At 63.4% G+C, this 21,263-nt stretch carries 17 protein-coding genes; 13 read left to right on the top strand and 4 right to left on the bottom strand.

Features of this window, described 5'->3' with window-relative positions:
• Positions 1-137: 137 nt before the first annotated feature.
• Entirely contained in the window at positions 138-875 is a 738-nt protein-coding gene (locus QD208_RS07375) for an S-methyl-5'-thioinosine phosphorylase (protein ID WP_054555021.1), read from the top strand.
• Between the two features lie 285 nt (positions 876-1,160).
• Here QD208_RS07375 and mfd read toward each other — a convergent pair whose 3' ends face one another.
• The gene (mfd, locus tag QD208_RS07370) at positions 1,161-4,688 is read right to left on the bottom strand and encodes a transcription-repair coupling factor (protein ID WP_279836385.1); all 3,528 of its coding nucleotides are present in this window, start codon (positions 4,686-4,688) and stop codon (positions 1,161-1,163) included.
• 596 nt (positions 4,689-5,284) lie between these two features.
• Between mfd and QD208_RS07365 the strand changes: the two genes are divergently transcribed.
• The 11 genes from QD208_RS07365 (at position 5,285) to QD208_RS07315 (ending at position 16,644) form a co-directional block, all read left to right on the top strand.
• Positions 5,285-6,733 (top strand): glyceraldehyde-3-phosphate dehydrogenase, encoded by a 1,449-nt coding sequence (locus QD208_RS07365; protein ID WP_043331922.1) that lies wholly within the window; start codon positions 5,285-5,287, stop codon positions 6,731-6,733.
• 341 nt (positions 6,734-7,074) lie between these two features.
• Positions 7,075-8,424, top strand: coding sequence for a Na(+)-translocating NADH-quinone reductase subunit A (locus tag QD208_RS07360; RefSeq protein ID WP_279836384.1), 1,350 nt, complete (start codon positions 7,075-7,077; stop codon positions 8,422-8,424).
• Positions 8,424-9,656 carry an NADH:ubiquinone reductase (Na(+)-transporting) subunit B gene (locus QD208_RS07355; RefSeq protein ID WP_043331920.1) on the top strand — a complete coding sequence of 411 codons (1,233 nt, stop codon included), beginning with the start codon at positions 8,424-8,426 and terminating at the stop codon, positions 9,654-9,656. The genes QD208_RS07360 and QD208_RS07355 overlap by 1 nt, the downstream gene beginning before the upstream one ends.
• 1 nt (position 9,657) lies before the next feature.
• Positions 9,658-10,440 carry a Na(+)-translocating NADH-quinone reductase subunit C gene (locus tag QD208_RS07350; RefSeq protein ID WP_153635247.1) on the top strand — a complete coding sequence of 261 codons (783 nt, stop codon included), beginning with the start codon at positions 9,658-9,660 and terminating at the stop codon, positions 10,438-10,440.
• Positions 10,441-10,442: 2 nt separating this feature from the next.
• The gene (locus tag QD208_RS07345) at positions 10,443-11,111 is read left to right on the top strand and encodes an NADH:ubiquinone reductase (Na(+)-transporting) subunit D (RefSeq protein ID WP_043331917.1); all 669 of its coding nucleotides are present in this window, start codon (positions 10,443-10,445) and stop codon (positions 11,109-11,111) included.
• Between the two features lies 1 nt (position 11,112).
• Positions 11,113-11,733 (top strand): NADH:ubiquinone reductase (Na(+)-transporting) subunit E, encoded by a 621-nt coding sequence (gene nqrE, locus QD208_RS07340; protein ID WP_043331916.1) that lies wholly within the window; start codon positions 11,113-11,115, stop codon positions 11,731-11,733.
• A gap of 25 nt (positions 11,734-11,758) precedes the next feature.
• Positions 11,759-12,991, top strand: a complete 1,233-nt coding sequence (gene nqrF, locus QD208_RS07335; protein ID WP_043331915.1) for an NADH:ubiquinone reductase (Na(+)-transporting) subunit F — start codon at positions 11,759-11,761, stop codon at positions 12,989-12,991.
• A gap of 3 nt (positions 12,992-12,994) precedes the next feature.
• A complete protein-coding gene (locus tag QD208_RS07330; RefSeq protein WP_052384339.1) occupies positions 12,995-14,068 on the top strand; it encodes an FAD:protein FMN transferase in 1,074 nt (357 codons plus the stop codon).
• A 233-nt stretch (positions 14,069-14,301) separates the two neighbouring features.
• Complete coding sequence (gene nqrM / locus QD208_RS07325) at positions 14,302-14,553, top strand: (Na+)-NQR maturation NqrM (protein ID WP_043331913.1); 252 nt, start codon at positions 14,302-14,304, stop codon at positions 14,551-14,553.
• Between the two features lie 132 nt (positions 14,554-14,685).
• Positions 14,686-16,077: a Si-specific NAD(P)(+) transhydrogenase gene (sthA, locus tag QD208_RS07320; RefSeq protein WP_043331912.1), complete on the top strand. Its 1,392-nt coding sequence runs from the start codon at positions 14,686-14,688 to the stop codon at positions 16,075-16,077.
• A 129-nt stretch (positions 16,078-16,206) separates the two neighbouring features.
• Positions 16,207-16,644: a YrhK family protein gene (locus QD208_RS07315; protein WP_279836382.1), complete on the top strand. Its 438-nt coding sequence runs from the start codon at positions 16,207-16,209 to the stop codon at positions 16,642-16,644.
• Here QD208_RS07315 and QD208_RS07310 read toward each other — a convergent pair.
• The 3 genes from QD208_RS07310 to QD208_RS07300 form a co-directional block, all read right to left on the bottom strand.
• Positions 16,613-17,482: a DNA replication terminus site-binding protein gene (locus tag QD208_RS07310; RefSeq protein ID WP_279836380.1), complete on the bottom strand. Its 870-nt coding sequence runs from the start codon at positions 17,480-17,482 to the stop codon at positions 16,613-16,615. The genes QD208_RS07315 and QD208_RS07310 overlap by 32 nt on opposite strands.
• A gap of 293 nt (positions 17,483-17,775) precedes the next feature.
• Positions 17,776-18,696 (bottom strand): carbon-nitrogen hydrolase, encoded by a 921-nt coding sequence (locus QD208_RS07305; RefSeq protein ID WP_279836378.1) that lies wholly within the window; start codon positions 18,694-18,696, stop codon positions 17,776-17,778.
• Positions 18,696-19,757, bottom strand: a complete 1,062-nt coding sequence (locus tag QD208_RS07300; RefSeq protein ID WP_279836376.1) for an agmatine deiminase family protein — start codon at positions 19,755-19,757, stop codon at positions 18,696-18,698. The genes QD208_RS07305 and QD208_RS07300 overlap by 1 nt, the downstream gene beginning before the upstream one ends.
• 253 nt (positions 19,758-20,010) lie before the next feature.
• Here QD208_RS07300 and QD208_RS07295 point away from each other — a divergent pair, with 253 nt between their 5' ends.
• A complete protein-coding gene (locus QD208_RS07295; protein WP_043332064.1) occupies positions 20,011-21,255 on the top strand; it encodes a lipoprotein-releasing ABC transporter permease subunit in 1,245 nt (414 codons plus the stop codon).
• Positions 21,256-21,263: the final 8 nt, after the last annotated feature.

Genomic DNA, 21,263 nt, shown 5'->3' with positions numbered 1-21,263 from the left:
GGGGCCTTTTCTGTTCTCCTGGCGCAGAGCGTGACGATTGTGCTTGTCGTTGTCGGTGGGCTCGGAGTAGCGTTCGCTGAGGATCGGAGTGTCCGGTCCCGAGAGATTCCTGCACATGGGTGGCAAGGAGGCGGGCGATGCTGGCGGTGATCGGTGGGACGGGGTTCGGCAGTTGGGCAGGCATGGAAGTGCTCAGGCGCGGCGGGCAGGAAACGCCCCTGGGGGCGGCCTCCTGTGGCGTCGTGGAAGGGCGACTGAATGGTCAGTCGCTGCTGTTTCTGGCCCGTCATGGCCAACCGCACAAGGTGCCGCCGCATCGCATCAACTATCGCGCCAATCTATGGGCGCTCAAACAGGCGGGCGCGACCCATGTGGTGGGAGTCAACTGCGTGTCCGGCATCGACCCGACGCTGGCCCCGGGCACGCTGGTGGTGCCGGACCAGCTGATCGATTACACCACCGGCCGCGAGGGTTCGTTCTTCGATGGGCGTTTCAAGCCGTTCCAGCATGTGTCGTTCGCCTGGCCGTATCATCGGGTCTGGCGTGAGGAGCTGCATGCGGCGGCCGCCGAGGCGGGGTTGCCCCTCACGGCCGGCGGGGTGCTGGGCGTGGTGCAGGGGCCGCGGCTGGAGACTGCCGCCGAGATCCGCCTGATGGCGCGCGATGGCAATACGCTGGTCGGCATGACGGGCATGCCCGAGGCCGTGCTGGCGCGCGAGCTCGAGATGGAATACGCCAGCCTGTGTCTGGTGATCAGCCATGCCGCAGGCGTCGGTGAAGAGGAGCCGACCCGCGCAGGCACGGAATCCGTGATCGAGGCCGGCATGCCCAGGGTGCAGCGCTTGCTGGCGACGCTGTTGGCGCGCCGTGCCTGAGCTGCCTGGCCTCAGGAGGAGAGTGGGGGGAGGCGGTGGTTGTAGATAGGCGGTGGTTGTAGGTAGGCGGTGGTGTAGGGAGGGCGTGTAGAGGGTGTAGGGCGTGTAGAGGGTATGCCCGCACGAAAAACGGCCTGCATCCGCGATGCAGGCCGTTTTCATGTTCCGCTCACGCTCACGCTCACGCTCACGCTCACGCTCACGCTCACGCTCACGCTCACGCTCACGCTCACGCTCAAGTTCATGCCCATGTTCGAGCCCAGGCGCCTGGCAGCGCAGGGCGCGTCAGGCCGCCTTGGTCTTGGCGTTGAGCAGGTCCAGCAAGGTCTCGCAGAAGCTGAAGCGCTTCTCGGCGTCGTCCATGTCGGTGGCGAAGCGCAGCGTGTCGGCGCCTTCCAGCTTGTAGACATCCGACTGGCGCTGAATCAGGTTGACCAGTGTCAGCGGATCGACCGGCGTCTGGGCGCCGAAGATGATGCGACCACGCCCGGCGCCGGCCTCCAGCTTGATGATGCCCAATGCCTGGGCGCGCTGGCGCAGCTGGGTCTGGCGGAACAGCGTCTTGACCGGCTCCGGCAGCAGGCCGAAACGGTCGATCATCTCGACCTGCAGTTCGCGCAGGTCGCTTGCGTTCTCGGCGTTGCTGATGCGCTTGTACATCATCAGGCGTTGCTGGACGTCGTGCAGATAATCGGCCGGAATCAGTGCCGGCAGATTCAGGCTGACCTCGACGCCTTCATCCAGCGGTGACTCGATATTGGGCGTCTTGCCCGCCTTGATGGCCTTCACGGCGCGATCGAGCATCTCCATGTACAGCGAGTAGCCGATGGTTTCCATCTGGCCGGACTGCTCGTCACCCAACAGCTCACCCGCGCCGCGGATCTCCATGTCATGGGAGGCCAGCGTGAAGCCGGCACCGAGGTCCTGGGACTCGCTGATCGCCTCCAGACGCTTGACCGCATCGCGGGTCATCGCCTTGGGATGCGGGGTCAGCAGGTAGGCGTAGGCCTGGTGATGCGAGCGCCCGACGCGGCCACGCAGCTGGTGCAGCTGGGCCAGGCCGAACTTGTCGGCGCGCTCGATGATGATGGTATTGGCGCTCGGGATGTCGATGCCGGTCTCGATGATGGTCGAGCACACCAGCACGTTGAAGCGCTTGTGATAGAAGTCCGACATGCGCCGCTCCAGGCTGCGCTCCGGCAGCTGGCCGTGGGCGACGCCGACATTGGCCTCCGGCACCAGCTCCGCGATGCGCGCGGCGCTCTCCTCGATGGTCTTCACCTCATTGTGCAGCACGTAGACCTGCCCGCCGCGCAGCAGCTCGCGCAGGATGGCTTCCTTGACCACGCCGTCGTTGCGCTGCTGGACGAAGGTCTTCACCGACAGGCGGCGCGCCGGTGGCGTGGCGATGATGGACAGGTCGCGGATGCCGCTCATCGCCATGTTCAGCGTGCGCGGAATCGGCGTGGCAGTCAGGGTCAGGATGTCGACCTCGGCGCGCAGGCTCTTGAGGCGCTCCTTCTGGGAGACGCCGAAGCGGTGCTCCTCATCGATGATCAGCAGCCCCATGTTGGGCAGCTCCAGCGATTTGGAGAGCAGCTTGTGAGTGCCGATCACGATATCGGCCTGGCCGTTCCTGATGCGCTCGAGCGAGGCTTCCTGGCCCTTGCCGCTGGTGAAACGCGACAGCAGGGCGATCTCCACCGCGGTGTCGGCGAAGCGATCGCGGAAGTTGTCGTAGTGCTGCTGAGCGAGCAGGGTGGTGGGCACCAGCACCACCACCTGGCGGCCGGAATTGACGGCGAGGAAGGCGGCGCGCATCGCGACTTCCGTCTTGCCGAAGCCGACATCGCCACATACCACGCGGTCCATCGGCTGGGGCGCGCACATGTCCTGGATCACCGCGCCGATGGTCTGCGCCTGGTCTGGGGTTTCCTCGAAGGGGAAGCTGGCCGCGAAGCGTGCGTAGTCCTCGGCGGGGAAGTCGCAGGCATGGCCGACACGCGCCTCTCTGCGTGCATAGACATCCAGCAGTTCGGCGGCGGTATCACGGATCTTCTCGGCCGCCTTGCGCTTGGCCTTCTCCCATTGCTCGGAGCCCAGCTTGTGCAGCGGCGCCAGCTCGTCACTGGCCCCGGAATAGCGCGAGATCAGGTGCAGGCTGTCCACCGGCACGTAGAGCTTTGCGCCATCGGCGTATTCGAGCGCGAGGAACTCGGCTTCCTGCCCCCCGGCGTTGATGGTCTCCAGCCCCAGATAGCGGCCGACGCCGTGGGTGTGGTGCACCACCGGCGCGCCTTCACGCAACTCCGAGAGGTGGCGCACGGCCAGCTCGTTGTCATCGGTGGCGCGCGCCTGGCGGCGGCTCTGACGTACCACTTCGCCGTAGAGCTCGGTCTCGGTGATGACCACCAGCCCCTTGTGGCTGTCGCTGTCATCGCTGGACAGGGCATCTTCTGCCTGCGCGCTGGCCACCCAGGTACCATGTGTCAGGCCACCGACGGTCAGGCCGACGGCGGCTGGGCTGTCCACGAAGTGCTCGAAGCTTGCGAAGTCATCCAGGCTGCGCAACCCGAAGCCGCGCAGCAGCGGGGTGAGCTGCTCCTCTACGACTTCGCGGCGGCCCTGGGTCTCGGCGACGAACAGCACACGCTGGGCATGTTCGCCGTTCAGGCGCTGCTTGAGGAAGCTGGCCAGGGCCTGGGTCGGGTCGGCGCTGCGCGCATCGATGGCCAGGCTCGGCAGCGTCTGATGGCCGAATTCGATGGCGTGGGCATTGGACTCACGTACCAGCTCGATACGCTCGTGCTGCTTGATCAGGCCCAGCAGCTCATTGACCGGCACGAAGGCGCGGTGCGGTGGCAGCAGCGGGCGTGTCGGGTCGACGCCCAGATTGGCGTAGCGGGTGGTGATGGCGTCCCAGTGGCTCTCGGCCGCCTCGCGCACGCCGGGCAGCATGGCGATGCGCAGCTCGTCGCCCATGTGATCAAAGAGCGTCGCGGTCTCGTCGAAGAACAGCGGCAGGTACTGCTCGAGCCCCGGCGAGGGAATGCCCTTGATGGCGTCGTTGTAGAGAATGCACTGGCGCGGGTCGACATCGAACAGCGTCTCGAAGCCCTCGCGGAAGCAGGCGATGGCGCCACGCGTCAGCGGGTATTCATGCGCAGGCAGAATCTCGATCGCCTCGACCTTGTCGCCACTGCGCTGGGTGTCAGGGTCGAAGGCACGCAGGGTGTCGATCTCGTCATCGAACAGGTCGATGCGCAGCGGTTGCTCGCTGCCCATGGGGAACAGGTCGATCAATGCGCCGCGCAGGGCGTATTCGCCCGGCTCGTAGACCGTCTCCACCGCGCGGTAACCGGCCCGCGACAGGCGTGAGCGGAAGTCTTCGCGATTGAGGATGTCGCCCTTGGCGAGACTGAAGACCTGGCCTGCGATGTAATCCACCGGCGCGAGGCGCTGCATCAGGGTGTTGACCGGCACCGGCACGATGGCGCGGCGGCTGGTCTGCAGGGTACGCAGGGTGCGCAGACGCTCCGAGACGATGTCCTGGTGCGGCGAGAAGCTGTCGTAGGGCAGCGTTTCCCAATCGGGGAAGGGCAGCAGGCGCTCGGGATGGCGCGTATAGAAGCGCAGGTCGGCTTCCAGGCGCTGGGCGCTGGCGGTGTCCGGGGTGATGACCATCAGCGGCGCTTCATCGGCATCGGCCAGGCGCGCCAGCGCCAGCGCCGCGGCGCTGGGGTCATTGAGCATCCAGAAGGTGGTTTCGCGGCGCGAGCGCGGCAACGGGGGCGTCAGCGGAGTCTCGAACATGGGCTCTGGTGTCTTGTGTCCTGGGCTTGGGCGCAACGCCTTGCGGCGTTCACGGCACGGGATGACGTCACGGGCAGGGCCCGAGTGAATAAGGTGCTGGGTCAGTCGCTCATGGTGAGCGGCCCACGCATGCAGATGACGCTGAGCGACTCATGGGCGCAAGGCAGCCTCTCGGGTGTACGGCACATTCAAAAGCGCGCGGCACATTCAATAGCGCGCAGAATACTCATGAGCGCGACATGGCAGGCGCGATGCCTTGGCTTGCCAGGCGCGCTTCAACGCAAGCTGTCGCAGCGCAAGGGGCTGCAACGTCAGTCGCCGCCATGAAAGGAGTCGCGCTTGATCATAGCAAGTCAGTCGCTATATGGGGGCAAGTGATGCGCTTTTCAGCACCGTGGACACAGATGGCCGAGCGCGGGATGGGGGAAACGCTTTTGTAGTCAAATCGTTGATTCTGTAGCACTACTACCCTGCGTGCGACCATCCTTTCATTGTGGTGCATAGCCGCGTTACGCATACTCAGCTGGCCTTGTCCGGCGTCGCCAAGCGTTCGGTGACGACCATCATTATTTGCCCGCACGTGAGAGGATGCACCCGTGAGCCAAGAGAATCTCGAAGCCTGTTTCAAGCAGTGGCAGGACAATGAAGCCCTCGCGGAGCAGATGATCCCGCTGTTGGGAGATCTCTACCGCCGCTTCAACGTCGTGCCCTCCATCTACGGGCGTTCGCTGATCAATCGCTCGATGGTGCGCATCCTCAAGAACCACCGTTGGGTGCGCAAGGCCGAAGGCGTCGAGCTGTCGGTGGAAGACACCTTCCCGCTGGTGCGCGCCATGATCGAGCTCAATCTGGGTCCGGCCCACGTCGATATCGGCAAGCTGGCCGTCGCCTTCAAGCGCTCTGATGAGACGGACATCACCGCCTTCCTCAAGCGTGAGCTGGCCGACATCGTCGGTGGCTACGTCGAAGGCGGCATGGGCGGCGACCCGAAGGACGTCGTCCTGTATGGCTTCGGGCGTATCGGTCGCCTGTTGGCGCGCATCATGATCGAGAAGGCTGGCGGCGGTAACCTGCTGCGTCTGCGCGCCATCGTGGTGCGTGGCAGCAAGGATGACCTGGAAAAGCGGGCCAGCCTGCTGCGTCGCGACTCGGTGCACGGTCCCTTCGAGGGCAGCATCACCGTCGATGAAGAAAACTCGGCGCTGATCGTCAACGGCAACTACATCAAGATCATCTACGCCAACTCGCCCACCGAGATCGATTACACCGCGCACGGCATCGACAACGCCATCGTGGTCGACAACACCGGCAAGTGGCGTGACGAAGCGGGCCTGGGTCAGCACCTGGAGTGCAAGGGCGTGGCCAAGGTGCTGCTGACGGCACCGGGCAAGGGCGATCTCAAGAACATCGTCTACGGCGTCAACCACACCGACATCAGCGATGATGACCGCATCATCTCCGCGGCCTCCTGTACCACCAACGCCATCGTGCCGGTGCTGAAGGTGCTGCACGACGAGTACGGTGTCAGCCAGGGTCACGTCGAGACGGTGCACTCCTACACCAACGACCAGAACCTGATCGACAACTTCCACAGTGGTGATCGTCGTGGCCGTGCCGCGGCCCTCAACATGGTGTTGACCGAGACCGGCGCCGCCAAGGCCGTCGCCAAGGCGCTGCCGGAGCTTTCCGGCAAGCTGACCGGCAACGCGATCCGCGTGCCGACGCCCAATGTCTCGATGGCAATCCTCAACCTGACGTTGAACACCGCAAGCGACGCCGAGCGCATGAACGACTTCCTGCGCACCGCCTCGCTGCATTCCTCGCTGCAGAAGCAGATCGACTACGTCGATTCCTGTGAAGTGGTGTCCTCGGACTTCGTCGGCAACCGCCATTCCGGCATCGTCGATGGCCAGGCGACCATCGTCACCGACAAGCAGGCCGTCGTGTACGTGTGGTACGACAACGAGTTCGGTTACAGCTGTCAGGTGGTGCGTATTCTGCAGCACATGTCCAACGTGCGTTTCAGCTACTTCCCGACGCGCTGAGTCAATGCGCCGCGTCTGTGGCGTGACTTGCAAAAAATTGAAATAAATACCTGCTGTTACAACGCCCCCGCCCTCAATGATGGCGGGGGCGTTGGCGTTTTCGGCGTGTGCACCACTTTAGTGTCGTATGGTCTTTCCGGCCTCGCATCTTTATAATGAGCCGGATTTTTTTGGGCCGGTCCAATCTCTGGGCTACACCTCCAACCGTCTGATAAGAAAAGCATTCACATTGCCTGATACGCGAAAATCGCGAGGTTGCCTGGTCAATTATCGGCCTCGAGGCGTATCTACGATGGGTGATCTTTCCTGAACAACATCAGATCCGACAATTGGGCGAGTCTATGATCGAAGTCAAACGTGGCCTGGATCTCCCCATCGCCGGGGCGCCGGAGCAGCGTATCGAGGATGCGCAGCCCGTTCGTCGCGTAGCGATCCTGGGTGTTGACTACGTCGGCATGAAGCCGACGATGGAAGTCCGTGAAGGGGACAAGGTGAAGCAGGGGCAACTCCTGTTCACTGACAAGAAGACCCCGGGCGTCCGTTACACCGCGCCTGCTGCCGGTACTGTGGTCGAGATCAATCGTGGCGAGAAGCGCAAGCTTCTGTCCGTGGTCATCGAGATCGACGCGCAGGGCGAAGCTGTGGAATTTACTGCACATGGCGATGCCGCCATTGCAGGTCTCGAACGTCAGGTCGTGGTCGACCAGCTGGTCAAGTCCGGCCTGTGGACGGCGCTGCGTACCCGCCCGTTCTCGCGTGTGCCGGCGCTGGATGCCAAGCCGGCAGCCATCTTCGTCACCGCCATCGATACCCACCCGCTGTCCGCGGATCCGGCCGTGGTGCTCAAGGGCCAGGAAGCCGCTTTCCGTCAGGGTCTCGTCGCACTGACGCGTCTGACCGAAGGCAAGGTGTTCCTGTGCCAGGCACCGGGTGCTGATATCCCGGGTGGCGACGTCTCCGGTGTGGTCAGCGAGTCCTTCAAGGGCCCGCACCCGGCGGGTCTGCCGGGCACGCACATCCATCACCTCGCACCGGTCAGCCTGCAGCGTCAGGTCTGGCATGTCGGTTATCAGGATGTGGTCGCCATCGGTACGCTGCTGGCGGAAGGTCGCCTGGACACCACGCGCGTCATCGCCGTCGGTGGCCCGCGTGCCACCAAGCCGCGTCTGCTGCGCACCCGTCTGGGCGCCAGCACCGAAGAGCTGCTCAAGGGCGAAGTCGAGCAGCCGGAAGACACGCGTGTCATCTCCGGTTCGGTGTTCTCCGGCCTGACCTGTGAAGGGGCGCTGCGTTTCGTCAGCCGCTACCACAATCAGGTGAGCCTGCTCGAGGAAGGCAACAAGCGTGCCTTCATGGGCTGGCTGTCGATGGGCGCCAAGCGTCACTCGGTGCTGGGTATCTACCTGTCGAAGCTGACCGGTCTGACCGACTACCGCCCGAACACCTCCACCAACGGCTCCGAGCGTGCCATGGTGCCGGTGGGCGCGTACGAGGCGGTCATGCCGCTGGACATTCTGCCGACGCAGCTGCTGCGTTCGCTGATCGTGGGTGATATCGAGACCGGCATGCAGCTTGGCTGCCTGGAGCTTGATGAAGAGGACCTCGCGCTGTGCACCTACGTGTGCCCGGGCAAGTACGAGTACGGTCCCATCCTGCGTGACAACCTCACCACGATCGAGAAAGAGGTCTGATGATGGGCATTCGACAGACTCTGGATAACCTGGAGCCGCACTTCCACAAAGGTGGCAAGTACGAGAAGTTCTACGCGCTCTACGAAGCCGTGGACACCATTTTCTATGCGCCGGCGAGCGTCACGCGCAGCACTACTCACGTGCGTGATGGCATCGACCTGAAGCGCATCATGATCACGGTCTGGATGTGTACCTTCCCGGCCATGTTCTTCGGCATGTACAACGCCGGTCTGCAGGCCAACGAAGCCATCGCTGGCGGTTACAGCGCACTGGGCGGCTGGCGTGAAGCCATCGTCATGCTGCTGGCGGGCAGCCACGATGCCGGCAGCGTGTGGGCCAACTTCATCCTGGGGGCCACCTACTTCCTGCCCATCTATCTGGTGACCTTCGCGGTCGGCGGGTTCTGGGAAGTGCTGTTCGCGATGCGTCGCGGCCACGAGGTCAACGAAGGCTTCTTCGTCACCTCGGTACTGTTCGCCCTGACACTGCCGGCGACCATTCCGCTGTGGCAGGTCGCGCTCGGTATCACCTTCGGTGTGGTGATCGGCAAGGAAGTCTTCGGTGGTACCGGCAAGAACTTCCTCAACCCGGCACTCTCCGGCCGTGCCTTCCTGTACTTCGCGTATCCGGCCAGCATTTCCGGCGACGCGGTATGGGTGCCGGCGGACGGCTTCACCGGTGCGACCGCGCTCTCCACTGCCGCGCAGGATGGCATGGGTGCCCTGATGCAGCAGATGAGCTGGACCGACGCCTTCCTCGGCTTCATTCCGGGCTCGGTGGGTGAGGTCTCCACACTGGCGATCTTCCTCGGTGCGGCAGTGCTGCTGTGGACGCGTATCGCCTCGTGGCGAATCATGCTGGGCGTCCTGCTGGGCATGATCGCGACCTCGGCGCTGTTCAATGCCATCGGCAGCGACACCAATGCCATGTTCGAGATGCCGTGGTACTGGCACATGGTCATCGGCGGCTTCGCCTTCGGCATGGTCTTCATGGCCACCGATCCGGTCTCCGCGTCCATGACCAACAAGGGCAAGCTGGTATTCGGTGCACTGATCGGCGTGATGACCGTGCTGATCCGTGTCGCCAACCCGGCCTTCCCGGAGGGCATCATGCTGGCGATCCTGTTCGCCAACCTGTTCGCTCCGCTGATCGACCACTTCGTCGTGCAGGCCAACATCAAGCGCCGCGTCAAGCGCGAGACTGCCGGCATCGCGAACGAGGAGACCGTCTGACATGGCCAGCAACAACTCCATCAAGAAAACCCTCGGCGTCGCGCTCGGGCTGTGCATCGTCTGCTCGGTGGTGGTTTCCACCGCAGCGGTCGTGTTGCGTCCGATGCAGCTGACCAATGCCGAGCTGGACCGCAAGAGCAACATCCTCGCGGTCGCCGAGCTGCTGCAGCCGGGTGAGGACATCGGTCAGCAGTTCCGTGACAAGGTCACCGCCAAGGTAGTGGACCTGGATTCCGGTGAATACGTCGACGACATCGACCCGGAAAAGTACGACCAGGCCAAGATGTCCAAGGACCCGGCCACCTCACGCACCCTGTCTGGCGACGAAGACCTGCCGGGCATCAAGCGTCGTGAGCAGTACTCCGTGGTCTACCTGGTCGGTGATGTCGAGCAGCCGGACGAGATCATCGTCCCGGTGCGCGGCAACGGCCTGTGGTCAATGATGTACGGCTATCTGGCACTGAAGGGTGACGGCAACACCGTGGTCGGTCTCTCCTTCTACCAGCAGGGCGAAACTCCGGGGCTTGGCGGCGAAGTCGACAACCCGAAGTGGAAGGCCCAGTGGGATGGCAAGAAGATCTATCCCGAAGGCAGCATGGACCCGGAAGTGCACCTGAAGAAGGGCGGCGTGAATCCGTCTTCTCCGGATGCCAAGTACCAGGTCGATGCGCTGTCAGGGGCTACCCTGACCAGCAACGGCGTGACCAACCTGTTGCAGTTCTGGATGGGTGAGAATGGCTTCGCCAAGTACCTGACCCAGTTCCGTGACGTCAAAGGAGCGTAATGATGGCAGCCGAAACTCCTAAAGGTGTCCTGACGACGCCGATCTTCAAGAACAACCCCATCGCGCTGCAGATCCTCGGTATCTGCTCCGCGCTGGCGGTGACCAACTCGATGAACACCGCCCTGATCATGGGTATCGCGGTGTGCCTGGTGACAGCGTTCTCCAGCATGTTCATCTCGTTGATCCGCAATCACATCCCGTCGTCCATCCGCATCATCGTGCAGATGACGATCATTGCCTCGCTGGTCATCGTGGTCGACCAGTCGCTGAAAGCCTTCGCCTTCGAGACGTCCAAGCAGCTGTCGGTCTTCGTCGGTCTGATCATCACCAACTGCATCGTGATGGGTCGCGCTGAAGCCTACGCCATGCAGAATGGCCCGACGATGAGCTTCATCGACGGTATCGGCAATGGTCTCGGCTACACCGTGATCCTGCTGGTGGTCGGCTTCGTGCGTGAGCTGTTCGGTTCCGGCTCCCTGTTCGGCGTGACCATCCTGCAGACCGTCAACGACGGTGGCTGGTACATCCCGAACGGCCTGATGCTGCTGCCGCCGTCCGCGTTCTTCGTCATCGGTTTGTTCATCTGGGTGCTGCGCAGCATCTACCCGGAGCAGGTCGAGAAGGCGGAGTACAAGATTACCGCCAACACCAAGATCAAGGAGGCTGTGTAACATGTTCGAACACTATCTGAGCCTGTTCATCAAGGCCGTGTTCGTCGAGAACATGGCACTGGCCTTCTTCCTGGGCATGTGTACCTTCCTGGCGGTGTCCAAGAAGATCCAGTCCGCGATCGGTCTGGGCGTGGCCGTCATCGTCGTGCTGGCGGTGACCGTTCCGGTCAACAACCTGATCCTGAACTACCTGCTGCGTGAAGGCGCACTGACTTGGACGGGTCTGGAAGGGGCGGAGAGCATCGACCTGTCCTTCCTGGGCTACCTGTCCTACATCGGCGTCATCGCGGCGATCGTCCAGATCCTCGAGATGTTCCTCGACAAGTTCGTGCCGGCGCTCTACAACGCGCTGGGCGTGTTCCTGCCGCTGATCACGGTCAACTGCGCCATCCTCGGTGCGGCCCTGTTCATGGTGCAGCGTGACTACACCTTCGGTGAGTCCGTCATCTATGGCGTGGGTGCCGGCTTCGGTTGGGCACTGGCCATCGCTGCACTGGCCGGTATCCGCGAGAAGCTCAAGTACTCTGACGTGCCGGCTGGCCTGCAGGGCCTGGGCATCACCTTCATCACCGTTGGCCTGATGTCGCTGGGCTTCATGTCCTTCTCCGGCGTCCAGCTGTAACGCAACCGAGCATAAGGAAATCGAAATGGTAGATACCTCCATCATCGTGCTCGGCGTCGTCATGTTCACCGTGGTCGTTATCGGCCTGGTGCTCGTGATTCTCGCGGCACGCAGCAAGCTGGTCTCGAGTGGTGACGTCCAGATCGAGATCAACAACGACCCCGCCAACACCCTGACGACCCAGGCCGGCGGCAAGCTGCTGCAGACCCTGGCCGCCAACGGCATCTTCCTGTCCTCCGCCTGTGGTGGCGGTGGCTCCTGTGCCCAGTGCAAGTGCCGGATCTCGGAAGGCGGCGGTTCCATCCTGCCGACCGAAGAATCCCACTTCACCATGGGTGAGAAGAAGGAAGGCTGGCGCCTGTCGTGCCAGGTCCCGGTCAAGCAGGACATGAAGATCGAAGTGCCGGAAGAGATCTTCGGCGTGAAGAAGTGGGAAACCACCGTCACCGCCAACCCGAACGTCGCGACCTTCATCAAGGAGCTGAACCTGCAGCTGCCGGAAGGCGAGGAAGTCAACTTCCGCGCCGGTGGTTACGTGCAGCTGGAAGCGCCGGCCTACGACATCAAGTTCTCCGACTTCGACATCGAAGAAGAGTATCGTGGTGACTGGGAGAAGTTCGGTCTGTTCAACGTTCAGCACAAGAACGAAGAGCCGGTCATCCGTGCTTACTCCATGGCGAACTATCCGGAAGAGTACGGCATCCTGAAGTTCAACATCCGTATCGCCACTCCGCCGCCGAATTCCCAGCATCCGCCGGGTCTGATGTCCACCTACGTCTTCTCGCTGAAGCCGGGTGACAAGGTGACCGTGATGGGGCCGTTCGGTGAGTTCTTCGCCAAGGACACCGACGCCGAGATGGTCTTCATCGGTGGTGGTGCCGGCATGGCGCCGATGCGCAGCCATATCTTCGATCAGCTCAAGCGTCTGAATTCCAAGCGCAAGATGTCGTTCTGGTACGGTGCGCGCTCCATGCGCGAGTCGTTCTACAACGAGGAATACGACAAGCTGGCCGAAGAGAACGAGAACTTCGAATGGCACCTGGCGCTGTCCGATCCGCAGCCTGAGGACAACTGGGAAGGCCCGACGGGCTTCATCCACAACGTCCTGTATGAAAACTACCTCAAGGACCACCCGGCACCTGAGGATTGCGAGTACTACATGTGCGGGCCGCCCATGATGAACGCCGCCGTCGTCAAGATGCTCACCGACATGGGTGTAGAGCCGGAGAACATCCTGCTCGATGACTTCGGTGGTTGATCGATGATGTCACGCGTCGCAAGACGACTGGCAGGGCCGGCCCTCATGGGGCTGGCCCTGCTGGTTGCAGGCTGTGAAAATTCCAGCAACCCTGAGTTGCATCGCTTCGCCGGCCCCATCTTCGGCACCGGGTTCCATGTCACGGTGGCTGCGGACCTGGACGCCGATGAGGTGGCGTCGCTCAAGCAGGCGAGCCTCGAGGCGCTCGACAAGGTCGACTGGCAGATGTCGACCTACAAGGACGCCTCGGAGCTCTCGAAGCTCAATCAGGCGCCGCTGGATACGCCGATCACGCTGTCGGATGGCCTGGCGCAGGTGCTGGCCGAGTCGCAGGATATCGGCAAGCGCTCCGACGGGGCCTTCGATATCACCGTCGGTCCGGCCGTCAATCTGTGGGGCTTCGGCCCGGATGAGCGTCTCGACAAGGCGCCGAGCGATGAACAGATCGCGCAGGCGCTGGAGAAGGTCGATCATCTGGCGCTGGAGCTCGATGGCAATACGGTGATCAAGCGCAAGCCGGTGTATGCCGACCTGTCGGGGATCGCCAAGGGCTATGGGGTGGACAGAGTCGCCGATGTGCTCGAGGCCAATGGCATCGAGAACTATCTGGTCGAAGTCGGTGGCGAGATCCGCGTCAAGGGCGAGAAGCCCGGCCACAAGCCTTGGCGTATCGCCATCGAAGCGCCGAAGTCCTTCGAGCGCTCGGTGCAGCGCATCATCGATCCCGGCAATGCCGCGGTTGCCACCTCCGGTGATTACCGCAACTATTTCGAGCAGGACGGCGTACGTTACTCGCACACGATCGATCCACGTACCGGTCGACCGATCCAGCACAGCCTGGCCTCGGTCACCGTGATCACGCCGGATTGCGCGAGTGCGGACGCCTGGGCCACGGCACTCAATGTGCTGGGCGCCGAGAAGGCAATGACGATCGCAATTCGCGAGAACATTGCCGCCTATTTCATTGTCAAAACGGATGATGGCTTCAAGCAGTCCTGGAGTCCGGCATTTGCGCCCTACCTGAAGGACGCGCCGGCGACAGGCGACACGAAGCCCGCAGATGAAGCCGGCGCCTGAGCCCGGTCTATCGAGAGCCGGTCTGCCAAGAGCCGGTCTGCAGAGAGGCAGCCGGCCGGGCTCTCTCATCTGCCATCTGTCGAGACACGCCTCCGACAGGGTCGGGTGCTCGGATTGCATGGCATCTTCTGGATGCTGTCCTGAATGATCCACAGGATCGACAGGGGGCAAGCTGCGCTGGAGCCGACCCGCGCGAGAGGTTCACAATGGGGCCAAGCCCCGGGAGGAATGACATGACGATCTGGTTACTGGTATTCGCCGCGATGTTGCTGCTGATTGGCGTGATGGCCGTCGGTGTCCTGATGGGCCGCAAGCCGATCGCCGGCTCCTGCGGTGGTCTCAACAACCTCGGGCTCAAGGATGGCTGTGACATCTGTGGCGGCAAGGACGAGGAGTGCGAGAAGGAGCAGGATCGCCAGCGTCTGATGGCAGAGAGTGGCGGCAAGCCGGCCAGCGATCTGGCCTACGACGCCGCACGTCGCTGATTTCTGCTCTGATGGCTCAGAGCCCGCCGGCCGCAAGGCCTGCTACCGGCCCTGACATGGCAGTGTCACCGCGAGGTGAGACCGTACGTGTCAGGGCCGGTCTACGAACAATCAAGGAGCAAAGCGAGTCTCATGGCAGTCTATAACTACGATGTCGTCGTGATCGGTACCGGTCCGGCAGGGGAAAGCGCGGCAGTCAACGCGGCCAAGCATGGCAAGCGTGTCGCCGTGATCGAGGCTCAGTCTTCCGTGGGCGGCAACTGCACCCACAAGGGCACCATCCCTTCCAAGGCGCTGCGCCACGCGGTCAAGCAGATCATCGAGTTCAACACCAATCGCATGTTCCGCGATATCGGCGAGCCGCGCTGGTTCTCCTTCCCCAAGGTGCTGGAGCGTTCACGCCGCACCATCGAGCAGCAGGTCGAGATGCGTACGCGCTTCTACGCCCGCAATCGCATCGATGTGTTCTTCGGTACCGCGCGCTTCAAGGACGAGCACACCGTCGTGGTGCGCGATGCCCATGAAGGGGTCGAGGAGCTGCACGCGGAGAAGGTCGTGATCGCCACCGGCTCGCGTCCCTACCGCCCGGCGGACGTCAACTTCCGCCACCCGCGCATCTACTGCTCCGACACCATCCTGGGGCTGTCACACACGCCGCGCACGCTGATCATCTACGGCGCCGGTGTCATCGGCTCCGAGTACGCCTCGATCTTCTCCGGCCTTGGCGTCAAGGTCGACCTGATCGATACGCGTGATCGTCTGCTGTCCTTCCTGGATAACGAGATTTCCGACGCGCTGTCCTATCACCTGCGCAACAACGGCGTGCTGGTGCGTCACAACGAGGAATACGATCGCATCGAGGGCGATGAGTCCGGTGTGGTCGTGCACCTCAAGTCCGGCAAGAAGCTGCGTGCTGACGCCTTCCTGTGGGCCAACGGCCGTACCGGCAACACCGATAGCCTCGGTCTCGAGAATGTCGGCCTGCAGGCCAACGGCCGCGGTCAGCTGACCGTCGATGATCAGTACCGCACCGAGCTGGACCACGTCTATGCGGTGGGCGATGTGATCGGCTGGCCGAGCCTGGCATCCGCCGCCTACGATCAGGGCCGCTTCGCCTCAGCCAACCTGCTGGGGGAAGAGTTCAAGTTCGTCAATGAGGTGCCGACCGGCATCTATACCATCCCCGAGATCAGCTCGGTGGGGCGTGGTGAGTCAGAACTGACCGAGGCGCGCATCCCCTACGAAGTGGGGCAGGCGTTCTTCAAGGACACCGCCCGCGCCCAGATCACCGGCGATACCGTCGGCATGCTCAAGATCCTGTTCCATCGCGATACGCTGGAAATTCTCGGCATCCACTGCTTCGGTGACCAGGCGTCCGAGATCGTCCACATCGGTCAGGCCATCATGCAGCAGAAGGGTGAGGCGAATACCCTCAAGTACTTCGTCAACACCACCTTCAACTACCCGACCATGGCGGAAGCCTACCGGGTCGCGGCCATGAATGGACTCAACCGTCTGTTCTGAGCGGCGCGGGCCTCGCGCCCGCTGACTTGAAGGCACACCACAAGGCCCCGACATCATTGATGTCGGGGCCTTGTGGTTTTCGGGCTCCCAACTGGGAAACCTTGTTGATGAGCCTTGAGGAAATCACGCATGCAGGATGATTCACAGCAACACGACACTCGCCAGTCGGGCACGCAGTCACGCGAGACACTGCAGGATGATCCGACCTCGGACCTCACGCTGCGCCTCGGCCATGAGGAGCTGATCATCCATCGCCGTTATGAGCTGGCCAGCATCATCAATGAGCTGGTGCTGGGCCTGCTGTTCACGATCGGCAGCGTGTGCTTCTTCTGGGAAGAGTGGATGACACTGGGAATCTGGCTGTTCGTGATCGGCTCGCTGCAGCTGACGCTCAAGCCGGTGATTCGCCTGGCGCGCCGCATGCACCTCAAGCGGATGCCCGAATCGGCGCTGGACCTCCAGCGGGCGGCTTCACGGCCTGGCTGTCTCACCAGCTCTCTGGCTCTCCGGCTCTCCGGCTCTCTGGCTCTAGGGTTCAGCGATAGCGATGCACGCGCAGACTCTTGAGGAAGGGCGTGTCCTCGATGCGCACGTCGCCGCGGCGGGCGCGGGTGCGCTCGGTGGGCGGCGTCGGGCTTGGCTGGTTGAGAGCGGGCAGGCGCAGGTCATCATGCGGCAGGAACAGCGGCAGAGAGACATTCAGCGCGCGGCGCGTGCGTAGCTCACCGTCTTCGCGCATCACCGGCTCACGGTAGAACAGGTTGGCGCGCATCAGCGGTGCCTGGGGCTGGATGCGGGCCAGAATCTCATCCGATGGCAAGCCAGCGAGCAGCTTGAGCTGCAGGCGTACGTGCTCGGCCTCGGTATCCAGCTTCATCAGCAAGGCTTCACACTCCGCCACGCTGACGCGCTGGATCGAGCGCCCGGAGCTGTACCAGGCGAAGCGCACTCGCGCCACCGGCGCTTCCGCCACCGGCACCCGCCGCCAGCACTGCTTGAGATGCAGCCGCGCCAGTCCATCGCCCCTCAGGTGCTGATTCAGTCCCGGATGGCGGAAGGGCAGAATCGCCTTCAGCTCGGCCAGTTGGTCGGGATACTTCTCGCGCAGCTCGGCGAAGAGTTCCGCCAGCTGCTCCTTGGCGGTGTTGAGCGCCGCGACGCGCTCGATCACCGTCGGGCCTGCGGCGACCACGCCCAGATAGGGGCGGGTGACTCGGCCGTCCTGGCCATCCTGATACCACACGTCCTGCAACGCCTGGCTGAGCCATTCGCTATCGGCACTGACGCCATCCAGCCGCCAGAGTGGCGAATTCTCTTCTCTGACCGCGGTGATGACCTGATCGGCGGCACTGATCTGCGTATCGAAGGCCGCTTCTATTCTGGCCATCAACTGGTATTCGGGCATGCTCTGCGTCCTGATTGCAGCAAGGGAGACGTGATTTTTTATCGCGTTATCTTGTTTAGCCTAGCGTGACCAGGATGGCAAGTCAGACCATGGCGGCATGCGCGGACAGAAGAGGGGCTCCGAGAGGATGAATCACCCGGAATGGAGTGACGGGATAGGTCGGCTGCGCCGGCGCCGAAAGACCGAAACAGAAGAGGGCGCCACGCTGGGCGCCCTCCTGTCTCTGCGGGGGGGGGCTGTGTGATCTCGACAGGGCGCTGTTGTCAGGCCGGCACCTGCAAAGCCCGATGGGCTCAGCGGTCGCGATAGCGCTCGGTGAGATCACCATAGGCATCGATGCGACGATCGCGCAGGTAAGGCCAGATGCGGCGCACATCTTCGCCGCGCGCCAGGTCCACCTCGACCAGCAGCTCTTCGGGCTCGGTGCCGCCATGCGCCAGCAGCTCGCCCTGGGGGCCGCAGATGAAGCTGCCGCCCCAGAACTGGATGCCTTCGCTGGCAGGCGTCGGGTCCGCTTCATGACCGACCCGGTTGGCGACGATCACCGGCACGCCATTGGCGACGCCGTGGCTGCGCTGGATCAGGGTCCAGGCATCCTTCTGGCGCGTCTGCTCGGCTTCATCGTCACGCGGGTCCCAGCCGATGGCGGTGGGGTAGAGCAGCATCTCGGCACCGGCCAGCGCCATCAGGCGTGCGCCTTCGGGATACCACTGGTCCCAGCAGACCTGCACGCCCAGACGGCCGACCGAGGTGTCGATGGGCTCGAAGCCGCGGCGCGGGGACTGTGCGCTGGGTGCATCGCCCGGCGTGAAGTAGAACTTCTCGTAGAAGCCGGGATCATCCGGAATGTGCATCTTGCGGAAGGTGCCGACCAGGCCAGCGGCCTTGTCGAGTACCACGGCGGTGTTGTGATACACGCCCGCCGCGCGGCGCTCGAAGATGGAGCCGACGATCACCAGGCCGAGTTCGGCGGCCAGGCTGGCCAGACGCTGGGTGGTCGGACCTTCGAGGGGTTCGGCGAGATCGAAGATCTCGGTGTCTTCGGTCTGGCAGAAGTAGTGGCTGGCATGCAGCTCCTGCAGCATCACCAGCTCAGCGCCATCGGCGGCAAGGCGACGAATGGCGGCTTCGCTGGCCGCCAGGCTTGTGTCCTTGTCGGGCCAGCCCTGTTGCTGGACGACACCGACCTTGAGTGTACGGCGGGAAGCAGTCATCACAGTGCTCCTTGAGAGGTGTTCGAGGTGGCCAGCGTGCCCTTGGGCAGTTGCATGGTCATGCAGTGCAGGCTGCCATGCTGGCGAATCACGGCGCGGCAATCGACCGGAATGATGTCACGCTTGGGGAAGGCGCTGGCGAGGGCCTTGAGGGCGATCATGTCGTGACGATCGGCGTAGGTCGGCACCAGCACGGCCCCATTGATGATCAGGAAGTTGGCGTAGGTCGCCGGCAGGCGATGGCTGTCGTCCGGATCGAAGCAGGCATCCGGCCACGGCAGCGGCACCAGGAAGTAGGGGTCGCCATTGGCGTCGCGCAGGGCTTCAAGTTCGGCTTCCATCGCCTTGAGCGCCGGGTAATGCGGGTCGTCGCGATCATCGCAGCGGACATAGGCGATGGTGCGCGGGTCGCAGAAGCGCGCCAGGGTGTCGACATGGCTGTCGGTGTCATCGCCTTCCAGATGACCATTGGCGAGCCACAGCACGCGTTTGACCCCGAAATCGGCCTTGAGTTGCGCCTCGACCTGGGCGCGGCTCAGGCCGGCATTGCGGTTGTCGTTGAGCAGGCAGGCCTCGGTGGTCAGCAGGGTGCCCTGGCCGTCGCTCTCGATGCCGCCGCCTTCCAGAATGAAGTCGCGGCTTTCCACCGGGCTTGCGTAAGCCCCCTGCGCGGTGAGGGCGCGGGTCAGGGCATTGTCGCGGGCGGCCTCGAACTTGCCGCCCCAGCCGGTGAAGGTGTAGTCGAGCAGTACCGGCTGGCCATCACGTTCGATGGTGATGGGGCCATGGTCGCGCGTCCAGGTGTCATCCAGCGGCGCCACGAAAAGATGCAGGCGCTCGGCGGGCACGCCGAAACCGGCGAAGCGCGCGGCAAGGCGCTCGCGGGTGGCGTCATCGCTGACGCTGATCAGCACGTGCTGAAAGCGGCTGATGGCGATCACCATGGCCTCGCATGTGGCTTCGATGCTCTCGAGCATCTCGTTCCAGTCACTGTGCGGGCTGGGCCAGCTGAGCTGGATGGCGTCCTGCGGGTGCCATTCGGCGAGCAGACGGGTGGCCATGGGCATCTCCCTGGTGAAGAGGTAACGATAAAGGCGCAAGCCGCAATGCCGCGGACTCGGCGCGCGATGATAGCAGAGCCATGCGCCGACGCTAGCCCTGTGGTGTCTGACTTACACATGTCTTGCCATGCTGGCGGTTCATGTTGGCCACAGACGAAGGCTGGCAAACTGCGTTCGAATATGGCTCCATGCGCCGAGCCTGCGGAATGCGTATCATGGCCCGCGACCCTGACCCAAGGAATCGACTTCGATGCTGCTGGATCGCCTACCCTTTCTGATCGGCCTGCGCTATACCCGCGCCAAGCGCCGTAACCATTTCATTTCCTTCATCTCCTTGACCTCGATGCTGGGGCTGTCGCTGGGCGTCGCCGTGCTGATTCTGGTGCTGTCGGTGATGAACGGCTTCGACCACGAGCTGCGTACCCGCGTGTTGGGCATGGTGCCGCATGTGCGCGTCGAGGCGCGTGACAGCGTCACCGACTGGGAGACGCTGGCCGGCAAGCTGCGCGAGAAGCCGCATGTCGTCGGTGCGGCGCCCTATATCGAGCAGCAGGGCATGTTCACCACCAACGGCCGCAACAAGGGTGCGTTGGTCACCGGCATCGATCCGTCCGCGGAGGACCAGGTCTCGATCATCAGCGAGCACATGGTGCAGGGCAGCCTGGCGGATCTCACGCCCGGCAGCTGGGGCATCGTGATGGGCGAGCTGCTGGCGCGCAACCTGGGCGTCGGCGTGGGGGATCGCGTCACGCTACTGGTGCCCGAGGCCTCCATCACGCCCGGGGGGATCTTCCCGCGCCTCAAGCGCTTCACGGTGACCGGTATCTTCAAGGTCGGCGCGGACGTCGATGCCAGCCTTGCCTACACCGATATCTCGGACATGGCCAAGCTGGCGCGCTTCAAGGAAGGCGACGTCCAGGGGGTGCGCCTGAAGCTCGATGACCTGTTCAGCGCCGATCAGGTCACCCGCGACATCGTCAGCCAGCTGGGGCCGCAGTATCGCGGCATGGACTGGAAGCGTACCCACGGCAACCTGTTCGCCGCCATCCAGATGGAGAAGAACATGATCGGCCTGCTGCTGATGGTGATCGTCGCCGTCGCGGCCTTCAATATCGTCTCGACGCTGGTGATGATGGTGACGGACAAGCACGCTGACATCGCCATCCTGCGTACCCTCGGGGCCAGGCCCGGTTCCATCATGGGCATCTTCATCGTGCAGGGGCTGACCATCGGCGTGATGGGCATCATCATCGGCGCCATCGCCGGTGTGGCGCTGGCGCTGAGCGTCTCCGACATCATCGCCTGGGTGCAGTCGACCTTCGGTATCCAGTTCCTGGACCCCAACGTCTACTTCATCAGCTATCTGCCGTCGCGCCTCGAGATGAGCGACATGGGCATCATCATCGGTTCCGCGCTGGTGCTGAGCTTCCTGTCGACGCTGTATCCGGCCTGGCGCGCCTCGCGCATCCAGCCGGCGGAGGTACTGCGCTATGAGTAATCCGTCGA

The organism is Cobetia sp. 29-18-1, from assembly GCF_029846405.1.
Classification (GTDB): Bacteria; Pseudomonadota; Gammaproteobacteria; order Pseudomonadales; family Halomonadaceae; genus Cobetia; species Cobetia amphilecti.
Note: the sequence above shows the minus strand (reverse complement) of the source record. Positions and strands in the feature narration are given on the sequence as shown.